Source organism: Acidihalobacter prosperus, assembly GCF_000754095.2.
In the GTDB taxonomy this organism is placed as follows: Bacteria; Pseudomonadota; Gammaproteobacteria; order DSM-5130; family Acidihalobacteraceae; genus Acidihalobacter; species Acidihalobacter prosperus.
In genome coordinates, this window is record NZ_JQSG02000006.1 from 177,038 (window position 1) to 193,327 (window position 16,290).

At 64.9% G+C, this 16,290-nt stretch carries 16 protein-coding genes and 1 tRNA gene; 2 read left to right on the forward strand and 15 right to left on the reverse strand.

Translation table 11 applies throughout. The features are described 5' to 3' along the window. Positions 1 to 18: 18 nt before the first annotated feature. From THPRO_RS11560 to THPRO_RS11590, 7 genes are all read right to left on the reverse strand, one after another. Entirely contained in the window at positions 19 to 3,861 is a 3,843-nt protein-coding gene (locus THPRO_RS11560) for a DUF3683 domain-containing protein (protein WP_065089670.1), read from the reverse strand. A gap of 151 nt (positions 3,862 to 4,012) precedes the next feature. Next, positions 4,013 to 5,110 carry a porin gene (locus THPRO_RS11565; protein WP_065089671.1) on the reverse strand — a complete coding sequence of 366 codons (1,098 nt, stop codon included), beginning with the start codon at positions 5,108 to 5,110 and terminating at the stop codon, positions 4,013 to 4,015. Between the two features lie 248 nt (positions 5,111 to 5,358). After that, positions 5,359 to 5,432, reverse strand: a tRNA-Gln gene (locus tag THPRO_RS11570). Between the two features lie 23 nt (positions 5,433 to 5,455). Continuing rightward, positions 5,456 to 5,848, reverse strand: a complete 393-nt coding sequence (gene rpsI, locus THPRO_RS11575; protein ID WP_038093904.1) for a 30S ribosomal protein S9 — start codon at positions 5,846 to 5,848, stop codon at positions 5,456 to 5,458. A gap of 17 nt (positions 5,849 to 5,865) precedes the next feature. Further along, entirely contained in the window at positions 5,866 to 6,294 is a 429-nt protein-coding gene (gene rplM, locus THPRO_RS11580) for a 50S ribosomal protein L13 (RefSeq protein WP_038093901.1), read from the reverse strand. Between the two features lie 406 nt (positions 6,295 to 6,700). Next, entirely contained in the window at positions 6,701 to 7,009 is a 309-nt protein-coding gene (locus THPRO_RS11585; RefSeq protein ID WP_038093899.1) for a (2Fe-2S) ferredoxin domain-containing protein, read from the reverse strand. 33 nt (positions 7,010 to 7,042) lie between these two features. Beyond that, a complete protein-coding gene (locus THPRO_RS11590; RefSeq protein WP_038093896.1) occupies positions 7,043 to 7,759 on the reverse strand; it encodes a DUF481 domain-containing protein in 717 nt (238 codons plus the stop codon). Between the two features lie 23 nt (positions 7,760 to 7,782). On the opposite strand from THPRO_RS11590, the gene THPRO_RS11595 reads away from it, so the two are divergent. Together THPRO_RS11595 and coq7 are read left to right on the forward strand one after the other, a co-directional pair. Beyond that, complete coding sequence (locus THPRO_RS11595) at positions 7,783 to 9,081, forward strand: (Fe-S)-binding protein (RefSeq protein ID WP_052064724.1); 1,299 nt, start codon at positions 7,783 to 7,785, stop codon at positions 9,079 to 9,081. Between the two features lie 9 nt (positions 9,082 to 9,090). After that, complete coding sequence (coq7, locus tag THPRO_RS11600) at positions 9,091 to 9,729, forward strand: 2-polyprenyl-3-methyl-6-methoxy-1,4-benzoquinone monooxygenase (protein WP_065089672.1); 639 nt, start codon at positions 9,091 to 9,093, stop codon at positions 9,727 to 9,729. Between the two features lie 5 nt (positions 9,730 to 9,734). Here the strand turns inward: coq7 and speD are convergent, their stop codons facing one another. The 8 genes from speD to THPRO_RS11640 all read right to left on the reverse strand — a co-directional run bounded on the left by speD (position 9,735) and on the right by THPRO_RS11640 (position 16,290). Next, complete coding sequence (gene speD / locus THPRO_RS11605; RefSeq protein ID WP_038093893.1) at positions 9,735 to 10,547, reverse strand: adenosylmethionine decarboxylase; 813 nt, start codon at positions 10,545 to 10,547, stop codon at positions 9,735 to 9,737. A 31-nt stretch (positions 10,548 to 10,578) separates the two neighbouring features. After that, positions 10,579 to 10,983, reverse strand: a complete 405-nt coding sequence (locus THPRO_RS11610) for a VOC family protein (RefSeq protein WP_038093890.1) — start codon at positions 10,981 to 10,983, stop codon at positions 10,579 to 10,581. A 30-nt stretch (positions 10,984 to 11,013) separates the two neighbouring features. Next, a complete protein-coding gene (locus THPRO_RS11615) occupies positions 11,014 to 11,430 on the reverse strand; it encodes an OsmC family protein (protein WP_038093888.1) in 417 nt (138 codons plus the stop codon). A 35-nt stretch (positions 11,431 to 11,465) separates the two neighbouring features. Continuing rightward, positions 11,466 to 12,266, reverse strand: coding sequence for an indole-3-glycerol phosphate synthase TrpC (trpC, locus tag THPRO_RS11620; RefSeq protein WP_038093885.1), 801 nt, complete (start codon positions 12,264 to 12,266; stop codon positions 11,466 to 11,468). Then, positions 12,263 to 13,297: an anthranilate phosphoribosyltransferase gene (gene trpD / locus THPRO_RS11625; protein ID WP_038093881.1), complete on the reverse strand. Its 1,035-nt coding sequence runs from the start codon at positions 13,295 to 13,297 to the stop codon at positions 12,263 to 12,265. Before trpD ends, trpC begins: the two co-directional genes overlap by 4 nt. Beyond that, complete coding sequence (locus THPRO_RS11630) at positions 13,294 to 13,896, reverse strand: anthranilate synthase component II (protein WP_065089673.1); 603 nt, start codon at positions 13,894 to 13,896, stop codon at positions 13,294 to 13,296. Before THPRO_RS11630 ends, trpD begins: the two co-directional genes overlap by 4 nt. A gap of 13 nt (positions 13,897 to 13,909) precedes the next feature. Beyond that, a complete protein-coding gene (trpE, locus tag THPRO_RS11635) occupies positions 13,910 to 15,403 on the reverse strand; it encodes an anthranilate synthase component I (RefSeq protein WP_038093875.1) in 1,494 nt (497 codons plus the stop codon). Positions 15,404 to 15,606: 203 nt separating this feature from the next. After that, positions 15,607 to 16,290 (reverse strand): phosphoglycolate phosphatase, encoded by a 684-nt coding sequence (locus THPRO_RS11640; RefSeq protein ID WP_038093871.1) that lies wholly within the window; start codon positions 16,288 to 16,290, stop codon positions 15,607 to 15,609.

The following is a 16,290-nucleotide window of genomic DNA, read 5'->3' on the forward strand; positions in this document are numbered from 1 at the left end:
CGGCACGCGCATTGCCGCCTAAAGCAGCACGCGTTCGATACCGCCGTTGCGCACGCGCTCGACGAATCCCTCCGCCCAGGCCTCTCCCAGGCGGTGGCGGGCCAGTTCGACCACGATATAGTCGGTGTCCAGCCCGGTATCCTCGGCATAGCGCGACAGACCCTGCTGACACGCTGGGCAACTCGTGAGCATCTTGACGTTGCCGGCTTCCGCGCGTTCGGCGCCGGTGAGCGTGCGAATGCCGCCGCGGATCTCCTCCTCCTTGCGGAAGCGCACCTGCGTGGCAATGTCGGGGCGACTGACCGCGAAGGTGCCGGCCTCGCCGCAGCAGCGGTCCGACAGACCGACCGCCTGCCCCATCAGGCCGGAGGCGACAGAGAGGGGGTCGTAGGTCTTCATCGGCGTATGACACGGGTCGTGATAGAGGTATTGCACGCCCTCGACACCGTCCAGCTTGACGCCCTTTTCCATCAGATATTCGTGGATATCCAGCAGGCGGCAACCCGGGAAAATCCGCTCGAACTCGTACTTGAGCAACTGATCCATGCAGGTGCCGCAGGACACGATCACCGTCTTGATATCGAGATAGTTGAGCGTGTTCGCCACGCGGTGGAACAACACCCGATTCTCGGTCGTGATCTGCCGACCCTTCTCGACATCGCCGGTGGAGGTCTGCGGGTAACCGCAGCATAGATAGCCCGGCGGCAACACCGTCTGCGCGCCGACCTCGTACAGCATGGCCAGCGTCGCGAGTCCGATCTGGCTGAACAGCCGCTCCGAGCCGCAACCCGGAAAATAGAACACCGCTTCGGATTCGTCGGTCGTTGTCGACGGATCGCGCAGCACCGGGACCAGGCTCGAGTCCTCCAGCCCCAGCAGACCGCGCATGGTACGCGTCGGCAGCGCCCCGGGCATGGGCTTCTTGACGAACTGCACGACCTGCGCGCGCAAGGCCTGCCGGCCGGTGGTCGCGGCCGGCAGGCGCTGGTTGCGCAGCAGCCCCAGCCGCCGGAACATGCCATGGCCGAAGCGCTGCGCGCGGTATCCCCATTCGACGGCCACCTTGCGCAACAGACGGATCGTCGCGGGGTCCTTGACGTTGAGGAAGGCCATGGAAAGGGCCGTCACCGGGCTGGGCGAACGTTTGCCGCGCTGCTTGAGGATGTGGCGCATGCGCACGCTGACGTCGCCGAAATCGATGTTTACCGGGCACGGGTTGAGGCATTTGTGGCAGACCGTGCAATGGTCGGCGACGTCGTTCATTTCCTCGAAGTGGTGCAGCGAAATACCGCGTCGCGTCTGCTCCTCGTACAGGAAGGCCTCCACGATCAGGCCCGTCGCCAGAATCTTGTTGCGCGGCGAATAAAGCAGGTTCGCCCGCGGCACGTGGGTCGTGCAGACGGGTTTGCATTTTCCGCAGCGCAGGCAGTCCTTGATGTCGTTGTTCAGGTCGCCGAGCTCGCTCGCCTCCAGGATCAGCGCTTCCTGTTCGACCAGCCGCAGCGACGGTGTGTACGCGCGCGTCAGGCCCGAGCCGGGCATCAGCTTGCCGCGATTGAAACGCCCCTCCGGGTCCACCCGGCGCTTGTATGCGGCGAAGGACTCGATGGCCTCGGGTTCTAGATACTGCATCTTGGTCAGCCCGATGCCATGCTCGCCCGAAATCACGCCGTCGAGGGACTTGGCCAGATCCATGATCTCGTCGACCACCGATTCGGCCTCGCGCATCATCGCGTAATCGTTGGAATTGACGGGTATGTTGGTGTGAATGTTGCCGTCGCCGGCATGCATGTGCAGGGCGACGAACAGCCGGCTCGACAGGATCTCCCGATGGATGCCGTCGAGGCGTACGCACAACGGTTCGAATTCGCGCCCGTCGAAGATTTCCTTGAGCGGCCGTTCGACTTCGGCGCGGTAAGAGACCACCAGGTCGCGGCGCAGCATCAGCCGCATCAGCGTATCGCCCTCGCGCACACGTGCACGTACCGCATCCGGCAGCCACGCCGGGTGGTCCGCGGCCGGCGCTTCCGCATACGCCAGCAGGCCGCGCCAGCGGCCCTCGACCGCGCGCAGGTGCGCCAGCGCGGCCGTGCGCTTGACGTTCAGCAGGCGTTCGCCTTCGTCGCTGGCCTCATAACCGGACACCCGCTTGAGTTCGGGCAGATCGCCCTGCAGGCAGTCGATCATCGCCTTGATCACACGCAGCTTGTTGCCGATCGACAGCCGGATATTGATGCGCTCGACCCCTTCGCTGTAGGCCGCCAGATGTTCGAGCGGGATCACGACGTCCTCGTTGATCTTGAAGGCATTGGTGTGCGCCGCGATCGCCGCGGTGCGCGCCCGGTCGGCCCAGAATCGGCGGCGCGCCTCGGGGCTCACGGCCACGAAGCCCTCACCGTCGCGCTGATTGGTCAGGCGCACCACGCGCGAAGCCGCCCGCGCGACCGCATCCTCGTCGTCGCCGGCGATGTCGGCGATCAACACCATCTTCGGGCGCTCGCCGCGCGCGCCCTTCGGCGTGTACTTGACCGCGCGCACGTAACGCTCGTCCAGATGCTCCAGGCCGGCAAGCGCCACGTCCGGATCGGCGTCCAGCAGATCCTTGATCTCGACGATGGCCGGCACCGCGCGGTGCAGATCGGCGCCGTAGAACTCCATGCACACGGTACGCGTATGCGCCGCCATCCGATGCAGCACGAAAACCGCCGAAGTGATCAGGCCGTCGCAGCCTTCCTTCTGTATACCCGGCAGGCCGCCCAAAAACTTGTCGGTCACGTCCTTGCCGAGTCCTGCCTTGCGGAAACTGCGTCCCGCGAAACTCAGGATTTCCGGTTTGCCGCGCGGCGTTTTGCCGTCCGCGCGGTAGCGCGTCACGCGGAAACGCACCGTCTCCTGATCGTGGATCTTGCCGAGATTGTGGTCGAGCCGCTCAACCTCCAGCCACTCCGCCTCCGGCGTCACCATGCGCCAGGACACCAGATTGTCCAGGGTGGTGCCCCACAGCACGGCCTTCTTGCCGCCGGCATTCATGGCCACGTTGCCGCCGATGGTCGAGGCATCCTGGGAGGTCGGGTCCACCGCGAAAACCAGGCCGTGCGCGGCCGCAAGCTCGGATACGCGCTTGGTCACCACACCCGCCTCCGCGCGCACCGTGGGCACCTGCGAAGGCCCTTCCGGCAAATCCAGGGTACGCACCTCGGAAAGCCCCTCGAGCTTTTCGGTGTTGATGACCGCGCTGTCTGCAGTCAGGGGAATCACGCCGCCGGTGTAGCCGGTACCGCCGCCGCGCGGGATCACCGTCAGGCCCAGTGCGATACAGTCCTGCACCAGCGCAGCCATCTCCGCCTCGCTGTCCGGCGCGAGTACCACGAAGGGCAGTTCGACGCGCCAGTCGGTGGCATCGGTGACGTGGGATACGCGTGCAAGTCCGCCGAAGTCGATGTTGTCGCGTCGTGTATGCCGCGCAAAGCGCCGCAGCGCCCGGGCGCGACGCTTGCGCTCCGCCGGAAAACCCTCCGCGAAACGCGCCACCGCTGCGCGCGCCGCCTCGGCCAGCTTCAACGCGTCCTCATTCCCCTCTGCCCGCGCCACAATCTGGTCCAGGCGGTGGCGCATGGCCTCGATCAGCTGACCCAGGCGCTTGCGGTTGCCCAGCAGATCGTCCTGGATGTAGGGATTGCGCGTCACCACCCACATGTCGCCGAGCACTTCGAACAGCATGCGTGCGGAAATGCCGGTGCGGCGGCTGGCGCGGAGTCGGTCGAGGACTTCCCACAACGCCTCGCCGAGAAAACGGATCACGATTTCGCGATCGGAAAACGAGGTGTAGTTGTAGGGAATCTCGCGGATACGTTCGGACATTGCGGGCGGACCGGACACAAAGCGCCAAGCATACGGGGATCGACCGCAAACAAAAAGCCGCGCGCCATGCTGGAATTGCCTTTGCGGGCGGCCCATACGAAGACGGGCGCCCGAAGGCGCCCGTCCCGGATCAAGTTCTGGCCGCTCAGGCTTAGAACTTGATCATCATGCCGGTGGAAATGGCATAGGGGTTCTTGCCAGGGCCGACCGAGATGGAGGCGGCACTGTTGTTGGCGTTGACGTAGGTCGCGCTGTGACCGCCGCCCCACACGTTCATCTTGGCGCCGTTCTGGTTCGTCATCTGCGCATAGTCGACGAAGGCCATCACGCGCTTGCTGAAGGTGTGGTCGAAGCCCACGGCCCACATCGTGGAGTTGTTGTTGCTGCCGTCCGGGTTGGACTGGTACACCTGCGCCTTGAGCGCGTTCGAACCCATGGTGTACTTGCCGCCGACGCCGTACACGGTCGCCTTGGCCTTCGGGTTCGCGGTGTTGTTGCCCACGTACTCGTAGCCGCCCAGGTTGGTCAGCTGCTCGACCAGGCCCACCAGCTTGAAGGCGCCCAGCTTGTAGCTGCCCGCCAGACGCAGGCCGGTTTCCGGCTTGGCGCCGTTGTACAGGCCCTTGCCGTGGTTCTCGTAGGCCAGACCGACCATCATCGGGCCCATCTTGTATTCGCCCAGCAGGCTGTAGAGCGAACCGCTCTTCACGCCGCCGTCGAAGCCGTACTGCGCGACGGCCTTGAAGCCGCCCATCTGCGGGGTCACGTAGGCGAYCAYRTCCGGYACGCGCWGRTCGAAGCCCACGCTGCCGTTGTACTTGCCGCTGATCAGGTTGCGGCTGTCGCCGATCTGATCGCCGAACAGGTCGACCGCGCGGCCCAGGCTCTTCATCGGCGTGTCGTGACGACCGGCGATCACCGTGCCGAAGCCGCCGGCGATGCCGACGAAGGTATTGCGGTTGCCCAGTTGCGGTTTGGCGTTGCTTGAAATCGAGCTCTCGACCTGGAACAGGGCGCGCAGACCGTCGCCCAGATCCTCCGAGCCCTTGATGCCCCAGCGCGAGCTGTTCAGGGAGAACCCGGAGATGCTCTTGCTGGTGGAGCTGCCGTTGGTCACACCATTGGTGGTGTTGGTGTTGAGGTAGTCGAGGGAGGCCTCGAACTTGCCGTACAGGGTCACATCCGCCTGCGCAATGGCAGGGGCCGCAATTACCGCGCCCACCGCGGCAGCGATCAGGGTTTTCTTCATGAGTCATGACTCCTTGCGAATTTTGTTGTCAACAAGCCCTGTGTTGCAGGACTGGGCCTTTATACGCGGCGAACGACACACAAGCAAGGATTTTTTTGCGAAAAACACACATATGTGCACTCATGTAACAAAAATGCAACATAAGTGAGCCCGGCGCGCGCCGCCGGCGTCTCCGCACGGCGACGCCGGCTCCCCAAAAGCCTTTCCGCCGGGCAATAAAAAGGCCCCGCGGAACGGGGCCTTTGCGTTGGCTGGGGGACTAGGATTCGAACCTAGGTTGACGGAGTCAGAGTCCGTAGTCCTGCCGCTAGACGATCCCCCAAATAACAGGTCGATCGGTCAGGATCAGCGCTTGGAGAACTGGGTCGCGCGACGCGCCTTGCGCAGGCCGACCTTCTTGCGCTCCACCTCGCGCGCATCGCGCGTCAGGTAGCCATGGCGGCGCAGCTCTGCGCGCAGGGTCTCGTCGTAGACCTGCAGCGCGCGTGCGATACCGAGACGAATGGCGCCGGCCTGGCCGCTGGAACCACCACCCTCGACCGTGACCTTGACGTCGAACTTGTCGCTCAGCTGGACCGCCTCCAGCGGCTGGCGCGCGATCATGCGCGCGGTCTCGCGCCCGAAGTATTCGTCGATGGGCTTGGTATTGATCGTGATCGAACCCGAGCCGGGACGTAGAAAAACACGCGCCGCGGAGCTCTTGCGACGACCGGTACCGTAATACTGAGTCAGTGCCATGAATCTTTCCTGATACGTTAGAGTTCGAGCGGCGCGGGCTGCTGCGCCACATGGCGGTGCTCGGCACCGGCGTAAACCTTGAGCTTCTTCTGCATGGCGCGGCCCAGCGGGTTCTTGGGCAGCATGCCCTTGACCGCGAGCTCAAGCACCTTGGTGGGATCCTTCTGCATCATCTTTTCGAAGCTCGCCGACTTCATGTTGCCGATGTAGCCGGTGTGCCGGTAGTACATCTTGTCGCTCGTCTTGGCGCCGGTCACCCGGATCTGGCCTGCGTTGACCACCACGATGTAGTCGCCGGTATCGACATGCGGCGTGTATTCGGGCTTGTGCTTGCCGCGCAGACGGCGCGCAATCTCGGTGGCAAGGCGGCCCAGGGTCTTGTCCTTGGCATCCACCAGATACCAGTCGCGCCGCACTTCGGCCGGTTTTGCGCTAAAGGTCTTCATCGTGTCTCGCTGCTCCGAATGTGGTCTTACGCGGCGCGGCGCACACGCTCCGCCGCCCAACAGAAAGGGGGCGAATATTAACCGACGCCGGACGCGCGCGCAAGCGCAGTAGCCCGCATAAAAAAAGGCGCGGACAAACCGCGCCTCAAAACTTCAAGAACGAATCAGGGGAGATACCGACGCGGACGCTGGGTCCACATCAGTGACTCCATATATAACTGTATTCTGATTTAACGGTCAAGCCCCGCACAGGAAGGCCCGTCACGCGGACATAAAAAAAGCGCGGCCATCGGCCGCGCTCAATACCACCAAAGGAGGATGGGATGCTAAGCCAAGCCGTCGCCGGCGCAGATTCACATCACACGCTAAAATTACAATATTAGAATATTCTTGTCAATCATTGCGCTCATATTCTCAAGGCCTCGACCACGCGTCCGTGGCACAGGTGCTCCTCGATGATCTCATCGATATCGGCCTTGTCCTCGTACGTGTACCAGACACCCTCGGGATAGATCGCCAGCACCGGGCCTTCCTCGCAACGCCCCATGCAGCCTGCGATGTTGACCCTGACCCGGCCGGCGCCGGCGATGTTCAGCGCCTTGGTGCGCTCCTTGGCATAGGCGCGAAGATCGGCGGCGTCATGGTCGCCGCAGCTGGCCTTGCCGTTGTCACGCTGATTGGTGCAGAAGAATACATGCCGCTCGTAGTAACTCATCTCGGACTCCGAACTCGGGGAAAAGGTAAGAAGCTAGAAATCGTATTCCAGCGTGACCGAAGAGATTGTATCGGTCTTGCGCGTACCCGCCGGGACATTGCTATTGTGGCTGATCGTATAACTCAGGTTCGCACTCAGGGCGCCATAGATACTCATCTTGAGCGCGCTGACGGCCTTGACGAAGGTGTTGTTCACGCCGATTTCGCTGGAAACATGCTGGGTGAACGAGGAATGGGCCGTGATATCGAACTCGTAGCCCAGACCCAGACGACCGATACCTACGCTGCGCGCACCGCCTTCCGTCAACCGACTCTGTCGCGCACCCGCACCGATCTCGACATCCAGCGTCTGCCGAGCGCTATCGTACAAACGCCGGCCAAGGCCCGCCACCTCGGACACCTGGTAGTCGTAGCCGCTGAACCGCACCGCCTGCGCATTGATCAGGCCAAACAGGTAATTATGCTTGCTGAAGGAATAACGGGTCTGATTCGACCCCTCCCAGCTCTGGGCGTTGGTGGTGCCGTCGCTCGAGGCGTACAGGCCGCTGAAGCGCAGCGTATTCTGCCAGGGCGCGCGCAGATAGTTGAGCTTGAACTTGCCGTTGGCCGTACTCGATTGCGTATTGCCCGTCGTCTGCACGCCGCCCAGCTGGATGTTGCCCGACCAGCCCGTCGGCGGCGACGCGGCAAACGCCGGGGCGCAGCACGCGCACAGGGCACACGAGGCGGTAACATAGGCAAACAAACGCATGAAGAACCTCCGGTGAGTTGACGATGAATGTCCCCAAGGCCCGCGCTGCGGCAAATCCCGAACGGTTCGCGGCGACGGACAGCTGTGTGCAGTGCGGCCTGTGTCTCCCGCATTGCCCCACCTATCTGCAGACGCGCGACGAGGGTGATTCGCCCCGTGGCCGGATCGCCTTGATACAGGCGATGGCACGCGGCGAACTCGCCGCCGACGCGCGTATGGTCGCGCACTTGGACGGCTGCCTGACATGCCGTGCGTGCGAGGCCATGTGCCCCTCCCATGTGCCCTACGCAAGCCTGCTCGATGCCGCCCGGAGCGAGCTCGCAGCACGCGGCGATGCCCCGAAAACCAGACCGCTCGAAGCCTGGCTCCTGCAGCGCTTCACCCACAGCCGCGGCTTCCGCAACATTGCGCATGGTCTCCTGCGGGCCTGGCAGCTCGGCGGCGCCGGGCGTCTGCGCGGGCTTTCCGGCAACGGCCGCCTTGCAGGCGCGGGCAGGCTACACAGCCTGCTCCCGCCCATGCAAAAGACCACACTCCTCGAAATGGATCAATCGTCGCCCGACGATGCGCCGGGCGACGCCGATGTGCAGCTGTTTACCGGCTGCGCCGGCGAACTGTTCGACCGGCAAACGCTGGCCGCAGCCAAACAGGTTCTCGAACGCCTCGGCTACCGCGTACGCATCCCCGCCGCGCAGACCTGTTGCGGCGCGCTGCATCTGCACGCCGGCGACGCGGCCGCCGCACGCGCGCTGCAGCGCGCCAACCAGGCCGCCTTCCGCGACGACCTGCCCATTCTGACCACCGCGAGCGGCTGCGGTGCGACGCTGCAGGACGCCGTCTCCTGGTACGGCGAGGACGCGCGCGGGATGGCGCGCGCCACCGAGGACATCAGCGGCTTTCTGCTGCGCGCCGACTGGTCAGGCATCGCCTACACGGACGATCCGCTCCGCGTCGCGCTGCACACGCCCTGCTCCCTGAAACACGCCATGCACGGCGAGGCTGCGGTACACGCCCTGCTCGCCCGCCTGCCCGGCGTCGAGCTGATCGAATTGACGCATGAGGGCCGTTGCTGTGGCGCGGCCGGACGCCACATGATCGATCACCCCAAGATGGCCGACGCCCTGGCGGATGAGCGGATATCCGAACTGACGTCGCAACCGCCCGACCTGCTGGTGAGCTCGAACATCGGTTGCGCCCTGCATCTGCGCGCCGCCCTGCGCCGCGCCGACGTGACCGTCGACATCGTGCATCCGGTCAGCCTGATTGCCAGGCGCATCGCCGGTCCCGACGCGCCTCTTGCGGCATCCGGAAGCGTCGCTTAGGCTAACGCCATGCGACAACTCAGCCCGCTAGACCGGTTCATAGGCGCGATCGACCAATCCCTGCGCACGGTCTATGCCACGCCGCCGACCACCGGACGACCCAACCCGGCCGCGGGGCTGCCCGAGGCCGACCTCGACGAGGCCGGGCGCCGGCTTGCCGGCCGCCTGCTGCGCGTCGACCACGCCGGCGAGGTCGCCGCGCAAGGCCTCTACCAGGGGCAGGCCATCACCGCCCGCGATGCCGGCATCCGCGAACAGATGCAGCGGTCCGCCGACGAGGAAAACGATCACCTCGCCTGGTGCGAATCGCGCCTCGAAGCACTGGAAGCGCACAAAAGCTACCTCAACCCGTTCTGGTACTGGGGCAGTTTCGGTATCGGCGCCCTGGCGGGACTCGCCGGCGACCGCTGGAGCCTGGGATTCGTCGACGAAACGGAACAGCAGGTGGTGCGGCATATCGACGAGCACCTGCAGAAGCTGCCGCAGGACGACCAGCGCAGCCGGGCGGTCCTCGCGCAGATGCGCGAGGACGAGGCGCACCACGCCTACAAGGCGCGCACGGCCGGCGCGGCCAAGCTGCCCGCTCCCGTACGCGGCATGATGCGCATCGTGTCCAAGGTCATGACGACGACGGCCGAAGGCCTGTAGTCAGCTCAGCGGGCGCGCACCATGTTGCGGCCGTAGAAGATTTCCGACATCTCCCGCTTCAGGCGGCGCTCGATCTTCTTGAGCTCGGCGGCCGTATAGTCGCCCCGCCCCATGCCAAACAGGTAATTGTCGATATCGAAATTCTTGAGCAGCATCTTGGTATGGAAGATGTGCTCCTGATAGACGTTGACGTCGATCATCTGATAGCTCTCGCGGGTATCGCTGGCGAGGAAGTTCTGGATCGAGTTGATCTTGTGGTCGATGTAGTGCTTCTTGCCGCGGATGTCGCGGGTGAAGCCGCGCACGCGGTAATCCACGGTCACGATGTCGGATTCGAAGCTGTGGATCAGATAGTTCAACGCGCGCAGCGGCGAGATGCGCCCGCAGGTGGACACATCGATATCGGCGCGAAAGGTGCTGATGCCACCCTGCGGGTGACTCTCGGGATAGGTGTGCACCGTAATGTGGCTCTTGTCCAGATGCGCGAGCACCGTCTCCGGCAGCGGCCCCGGCTCCTCGACGTTTTCGACCTGCTCGGAAACGACCGGCTCCTCCGAAATCAGCATCACCACGCTGGCGCCCTGCGGCTCGTAGTCCTGCTGGGAAACATCGAGGATGTTGGCACCGATGATGTCCGCCACCTCGGTGATGATCTGCGTCAGTCGCGTGGCATTGTAGACCTCGTCGATATACGCGATGTACTCGGCCCGGTGCTCCTCGGTCTGCGCGTAGCAGATGTCGTAGATATTGAAGCTCAGGCTCTTGGTCAGATTGTTGAAACCATGGAGCTTGATCTTGCGCTGCTTGGCCTTGGGCACCCGCTGCGTCCTCCTGGAAGTAATGCTCGATTCAGCCGCAGGCGGCGGCGACGGGCGGATGATAGATCATTTGCACCCGGTTGCCATCCGGGTCGAAGCAATAGAAGCTGCGCGCGCCGTCACGATGGGTTCGCGGCGGCTTGTCGATCGGCACGTCATGCGCCTGCAGGAACTCGAACCAGGCGTCTACATCTTCCGGCTTGCGCAGGATGAAACCCAGATGATCCAGGCGCTGCCCGGATTCCGCGTGCGCGGAATCGAGTGCACGATGCAGGGCGAGATTGTCGCAGCCCGAGCACAAATAGAGGTTGTCCGGGTCGGGGCGCCATTCCACCGCCATGCCGAGCAGATCGACGTAGAATCGCTCGGCGGCTTCCAGATTGATGACGTTCAACGCCAGATGGCGCATCCCGCCCGTCGCAGGTGGACGTTGCATGTCAGTCTCCCGATATCCCCGAGCCGCGTGTCAGGTCGACACGATCTCGAAGTCGTGTGTGATGTCGGCGGTCTGGCCGAGCATGATCGACGCTGAGCAGTACTTCTCCGCCGACAGCTGCACCGCCTGAGCGACGCGTTTCTCGCTGAGCTCATGGCCGCTGACCACGAAATGCGCGTGTATGCGGGTAAACACCTTCGGCTCCTCGCTGGCGCGTTCGGCTTCAAGATGCACCTCGCAGCCGGTGATCGCCTGCCGACCACGCCTGAGGATATTGACCACGTCGAAGGAGGAGCAGCCGCCCATGCCGAGCAGCAGCATCTCCATGGGACGCACGCCGAGATTGCGGCCGCCGAACTCCGGCGCACCGTCCATGACCACGGAGTGGCCGCTTTCGGACTCGCCGACGAAGCTCATGTGATCCAACCATTTGACACGGGCCTTCATCTTCGTTCACCTCCAGCGCGCATGTCGGCGCGGCATCAGTCGAACAGCGCGGCGAGCTGCGCGCCGGGATCATCCGCGCGCATGAAGGCTTCGCCGACCAGAAATGCGTGCACGCCAGCCGCCCGCATGCGCGCGACATCAGCCGGCGCGTGAATGCCGCTTTCGGTCACCACGCGACGCGACGCAGGCAGGCGCGACAATAGATCCAGGGTGGTCTCCAGACGCGTCTCGAAGGTGCGCAGGTTGCGATTGTTGATGCCGAGCAGACCGCCGGGCAGCGCCAGGGCGCGCGCCAGTTCGTCGGCGTCGTGCACCTCGATCAGCGCATCCATCCCCAACTCTCGGGACAGTGCGAGGCAATCGGCCAGCATCGCATCGTCGAGCGCCGCGACGATAAGCAGTATGCAGTCCGCACCCAGCACACGCGCCTCATAGACCTGATACGGGTCGATCACGAAATCCTTGCGCAGCACGGGCAGCTTGCAGGCCTGGCGCGCCGCCTGCAGAAAGGTGTCGTCGCCCTGAAAGAAATCGCGGTCGGTCAGCACCGACAGACAGCTGGCGCCGCCGGCGGCGTAGCTGCGGGCGATCGCGGGAGGATCGAAATGCTCGCGGATCAGCCCCTTGCTGGGCGAAGCGCGCTTGATTTCGGCGATCACGGCCGCCCTTCCGGCGGCGATACTGGTCTCGAGCGCGACCGCGAAGGGGCGAACGGGCGGCGCCTGATCGAGGCGCGCGCGCAGTCCGGCAAGCGGCAGCCGCACACGGCGCTCAGCGAGCTCTTCCGCCTTGCGGGCCAGAATGGTCCGCAGGATGTCGTGCGCAGGCGCATTCATTCCGCCGTCGCCTCCGCCAGCTGCTGCGTGAAGCGCGCGAGCGCGTCGAGCCGCCTGCGTGCCTCGCCGCTGTCGATCGCGGCGGAGGCCTGGGCGACGCCCTCGGACACGCTCGCGGCACGCCCTGACACATAAAGCGCCGCACCGGCGTTCAGCAACACGATGTCACGCGCGGCGCCCGCCTCGCCGGCCAGCACGCCCGCCATCATCGCCTGGCTGGCCGCCGGGTCCTCGACCCGGATCTCGTCCAGGGATGCGCTCGTCAGGCCGCAGTCTTCCGGCGTCAGGCGGTAACTCGAAATCCTGCCGTCGCGCAATTCGGCCACGCGCGTGGGCGCGGCGATGCTGATCTCATCGAGCCCGTCCTCGGCATGCACCACCATCACATGCCGGCTACCGAGTCGCTGCAGCACCTCGGCCAGTGGCTCCAGCCATCGCGAGCTGTAGACGCCCAGGACCTGATTGTGCACGCCGGCCGGGTTGGTCAGCGGGCCGAGCACGTTGAAGATCGTGCGCACGCCCATCTCGCGACGCGGGCCGATGGCGTGCTTCATGGCGGCATGGTGCATGGGCGCGAACATGAAGCCGACGCCAACCTGCTCGACACAGCGTGCGATCTGTTCCGGCTTCAGGTCCAGGCGCACGCCGATGGCCTCGAGCACATCCGCGGAACCCGACGAACTCGAGACCGAACGGTTGCCGTGCTTGGCCACGCGGCCGCCGGCGGCCGCGACCACGACGCTCGCGGTGGTCGACACGTTGAACGTGCGCGCGCCGTCGCCGCCGGTACCGACGATGTCCACCACGCCTTCGATATCGATGCTCACCGGCGTGGCCAGGCTGCGCATCACATGCGCTGCCGCCGCCACCTCGGTGACGGTTTCGCCCTTCATCGCGAGCCCCATGAGGAAGGCCCCTATCTGCGCCGGCGTCGCCTCGCCCCCCATGATCAGACCCATGACATCGGTCATTTCGGCGGTACCCAGATCCTCGCGCGCAAGCAGTCGCGCAATGGCTTCTGCGAGGGTCATGCGGCGGCCCTCCGCGGCGAGTCGACCCGCAAGAAATTGGCCAGCAGCGCATGCCCTTCCGGGGTGAGAATGGATTCCGGGTGGAACTGCACGCCTTCCACCGCCAGCTCGCGATGACGCAGCCCCATGATCTCGTCGAAGCCGCCCGCCTCGTTTTCGGTCCAGGCGGTGATCTCCAACGCATCGGGCAACCCGTCGCGCGCCACCACCAGCGAGTGGTAGCGCGTCGCCTGCATCGGCTCCGGCAAACCGGCAAACACGCCGCGGTCGGCGTGATGAATCGGCGAGGTCTTGCCGTGCATGATCTCGCGCGCATGCACCACGCGACCGCCGTACACCTGACCGATGCACTGATGCCCCAGGCAGACGCCGAGGATGGGGATGCGCCCCGCGAAACGCTCGATCACGGCCAGCGAAATGCCCGCCTCGTTGGGCGTGCAGGGCCCCGGCGATATGACGATGTGCGAAGGCGCGAGCGCCTCGATGTCTTCGGGCGCGAGCGCATCGTTGCGGCGGACCGTCACCTCAGCCCCCAGTTCGCCGAGGTATTGCACCAAGTTGTAGGTGAAGGAATCGTAGTTGTCGATCATCAGCAGCATGGTATGGCCTCCCTCACCGGTGCGAGCCGTCGAGCCCGGCTTCGGCCAGGGTGACGGCGCGGAACATGGCGCGACGCTTGTTCAGCGTCTCCTCCCACTCGGTGGCAGGCACCGAATCGTAGACGATGCCGCCGCCGGCCTGGATGTGCAGCGTGCCGTCCTTGATCACGGCCGTGCGGATGGCGATGGCGGTATCCATGTTGCCGTTCCAGGCGAGATAGCCGACCGCACCCGAATAGACCCCGCGGCGCACAGGTTCCAGCTCGTCGATGATCTCCATCGCGCGTATCTTGGGCGCTCCACTGACGGTCCCTGCCGGGAAGGTGGCGCGCAGCACGTCCATCGCGCCCAAACCGGGGCGCAGATGGCCGGTCACGTGCGAAACGATGTGCATCACGTGCGAATAGCGCTCGATGCCCATCTGTTCGGTGACCTCGACCGATCCCACCTCGCTGACGCGGCCGACGTCGTTGCGACCGAGGTCGATCAGCATCAGGTGCTCGGCGATTTCCTTGGGGTCAGCCAGCAGCTCCGCCTCCAGCGCCTGATCGCCGGCCTCATCGCGCCCGCGCGGCCGCGTACCCGCGATCGGACGCACGGTGACCAGGTCGTCCTCCAGCCGCGCCAGAATCTCCGGCGACGAGCCGACGATGTGGAAATCCTCAAGGTTCAGGCAGTACATGTACGGAGAGGGATTGAGCTGGCGCAACGCACGGTAGAGGTCGAGCGGGCGCGCCGAAAACGGGATCGACATGCGCTGCGACGGCACCACCTGCATGACGTCGCCCTCGACGATGTACTCGCGAATCCGTCGCACCGCGTCCTCGTAGCCCGCCTGCGAGAAACTGGACTCGAAATCGGATTCGTCCACACGCTTGGCCGCACGGTGCGCGCGGTAGCCAGCATTCGCCTCGCGCAGCCGGTACGCAAGCGCGGCGAGGCGTTCCTCAGCACGCTGGTGCGCGCCCGCCTCGTCGGGATCGACGTGCACGATGCAGGACAGCTTGCCGCTCAGATTGTCGAAAACCACCACCTCTTCGGACACCATGAGCAGAATGTCCGGACAACCGATGGGATCCGGTTTGCCTTCGGCGCCGCGGGCGAGCCGCGGCTCGATGTAGCGGATGGTGTCATAGCCGAAGTAGCCGACCAGTCCGCCGGTGAAGCGCGGCAGACCGTCGCGCTCGGCCACGCGGTAGCGCGCCTGGAAGGTCTCGATCCAGGCCAGCGGATCGTCCACCTGCTCGCGCAGGATCACCTGCCCGGCCGCTTCAAGCGTCACCTCGTGGCCGTGCACGCGCACGACCTCTCGCGCGGGCAGGCCGATGATGGAATAGCGCCCCCATTTCTCGCCGCCTTGCACCGACTCGAACAGGTAGGTATAGGGGGCGTCGGCAAGCTTGAGGTAGGCGGACAGGGGCGTGTCGAGATCCGCAAGTACCTCGCGGACGACAGGAATGCGATTGAACCCGCGCTTGGCGAGTTGGGCGAACTGTTCAGGGCTCATGGCGGTCTTCCGAGTCTTGGCTTGCGGGCGTGCGATTGGGGCGAAGCTGGATCAGCGCCACCATCGCATCGTGCACCACATCGCTTTGACTCGAAAATTGCCCATGCCCGTTTCTTTCGAAGAGGTTCTGCGGCAACGCTTGCCGCAGCCCGATTATAAACACAGGCGCTGCGCGCTTGGCTAGTGGCTGCGCATGCGCCGGATCAGCCGGCGGCCTGCGGCTCGAACAGCGCCGGAATCTCGTTCATGGCGTCGACCACCGCATCCGGCTGTTCCTCGCGTATGTCGATGCCATGGTTGTAGCCGTAGCTCATGCAGACAATCTGGAAACCTGCCGCGCGAGCGGCTGCGACATCACTGCGGGAATCGCCAATCATGGTGGAATCGCCCGGCGCGACCCTGAAATGCTCGGCCGCATACAGCAGAGGCCGCGGCGAGGGCTTGCGTTCCGGCAACTGGTCGCCGCTGACCACCAGCCCGAAGCGCCCCAGTATGCCCAGCTGCTCCAGCAGCGGAAGGGTGAAGCGTTCCGCCTTGTTCGTCACGCAGCCCAGATGACAGCCCATCGCCGCGAACGCGTCCAGTCCCGCCTCGACGCCGGGGTACAAACGGCTGCGCTTGGCGGTATGTTCGGCATACAGCTCGTAGAAGATGGGCAGCGCGCGCGCGCGCAGATCGGCTTCCGGCATCCCGTCGATATCGTTGACCAGCGCGCGTTCGACCAGCCGGTCGACGCCATTGCCCACCCACTGACGTATCGCCGATTCGGGGTGCCGCGCCATGCCGAGTCGATCCAGCGTTTCGTTCACGCACCACGCCAGATCGGGCACGCTGTCGACCAGGGTGCCGTCGAGATCGATGAGAATCAGCTTCGGACGCTGCAACAT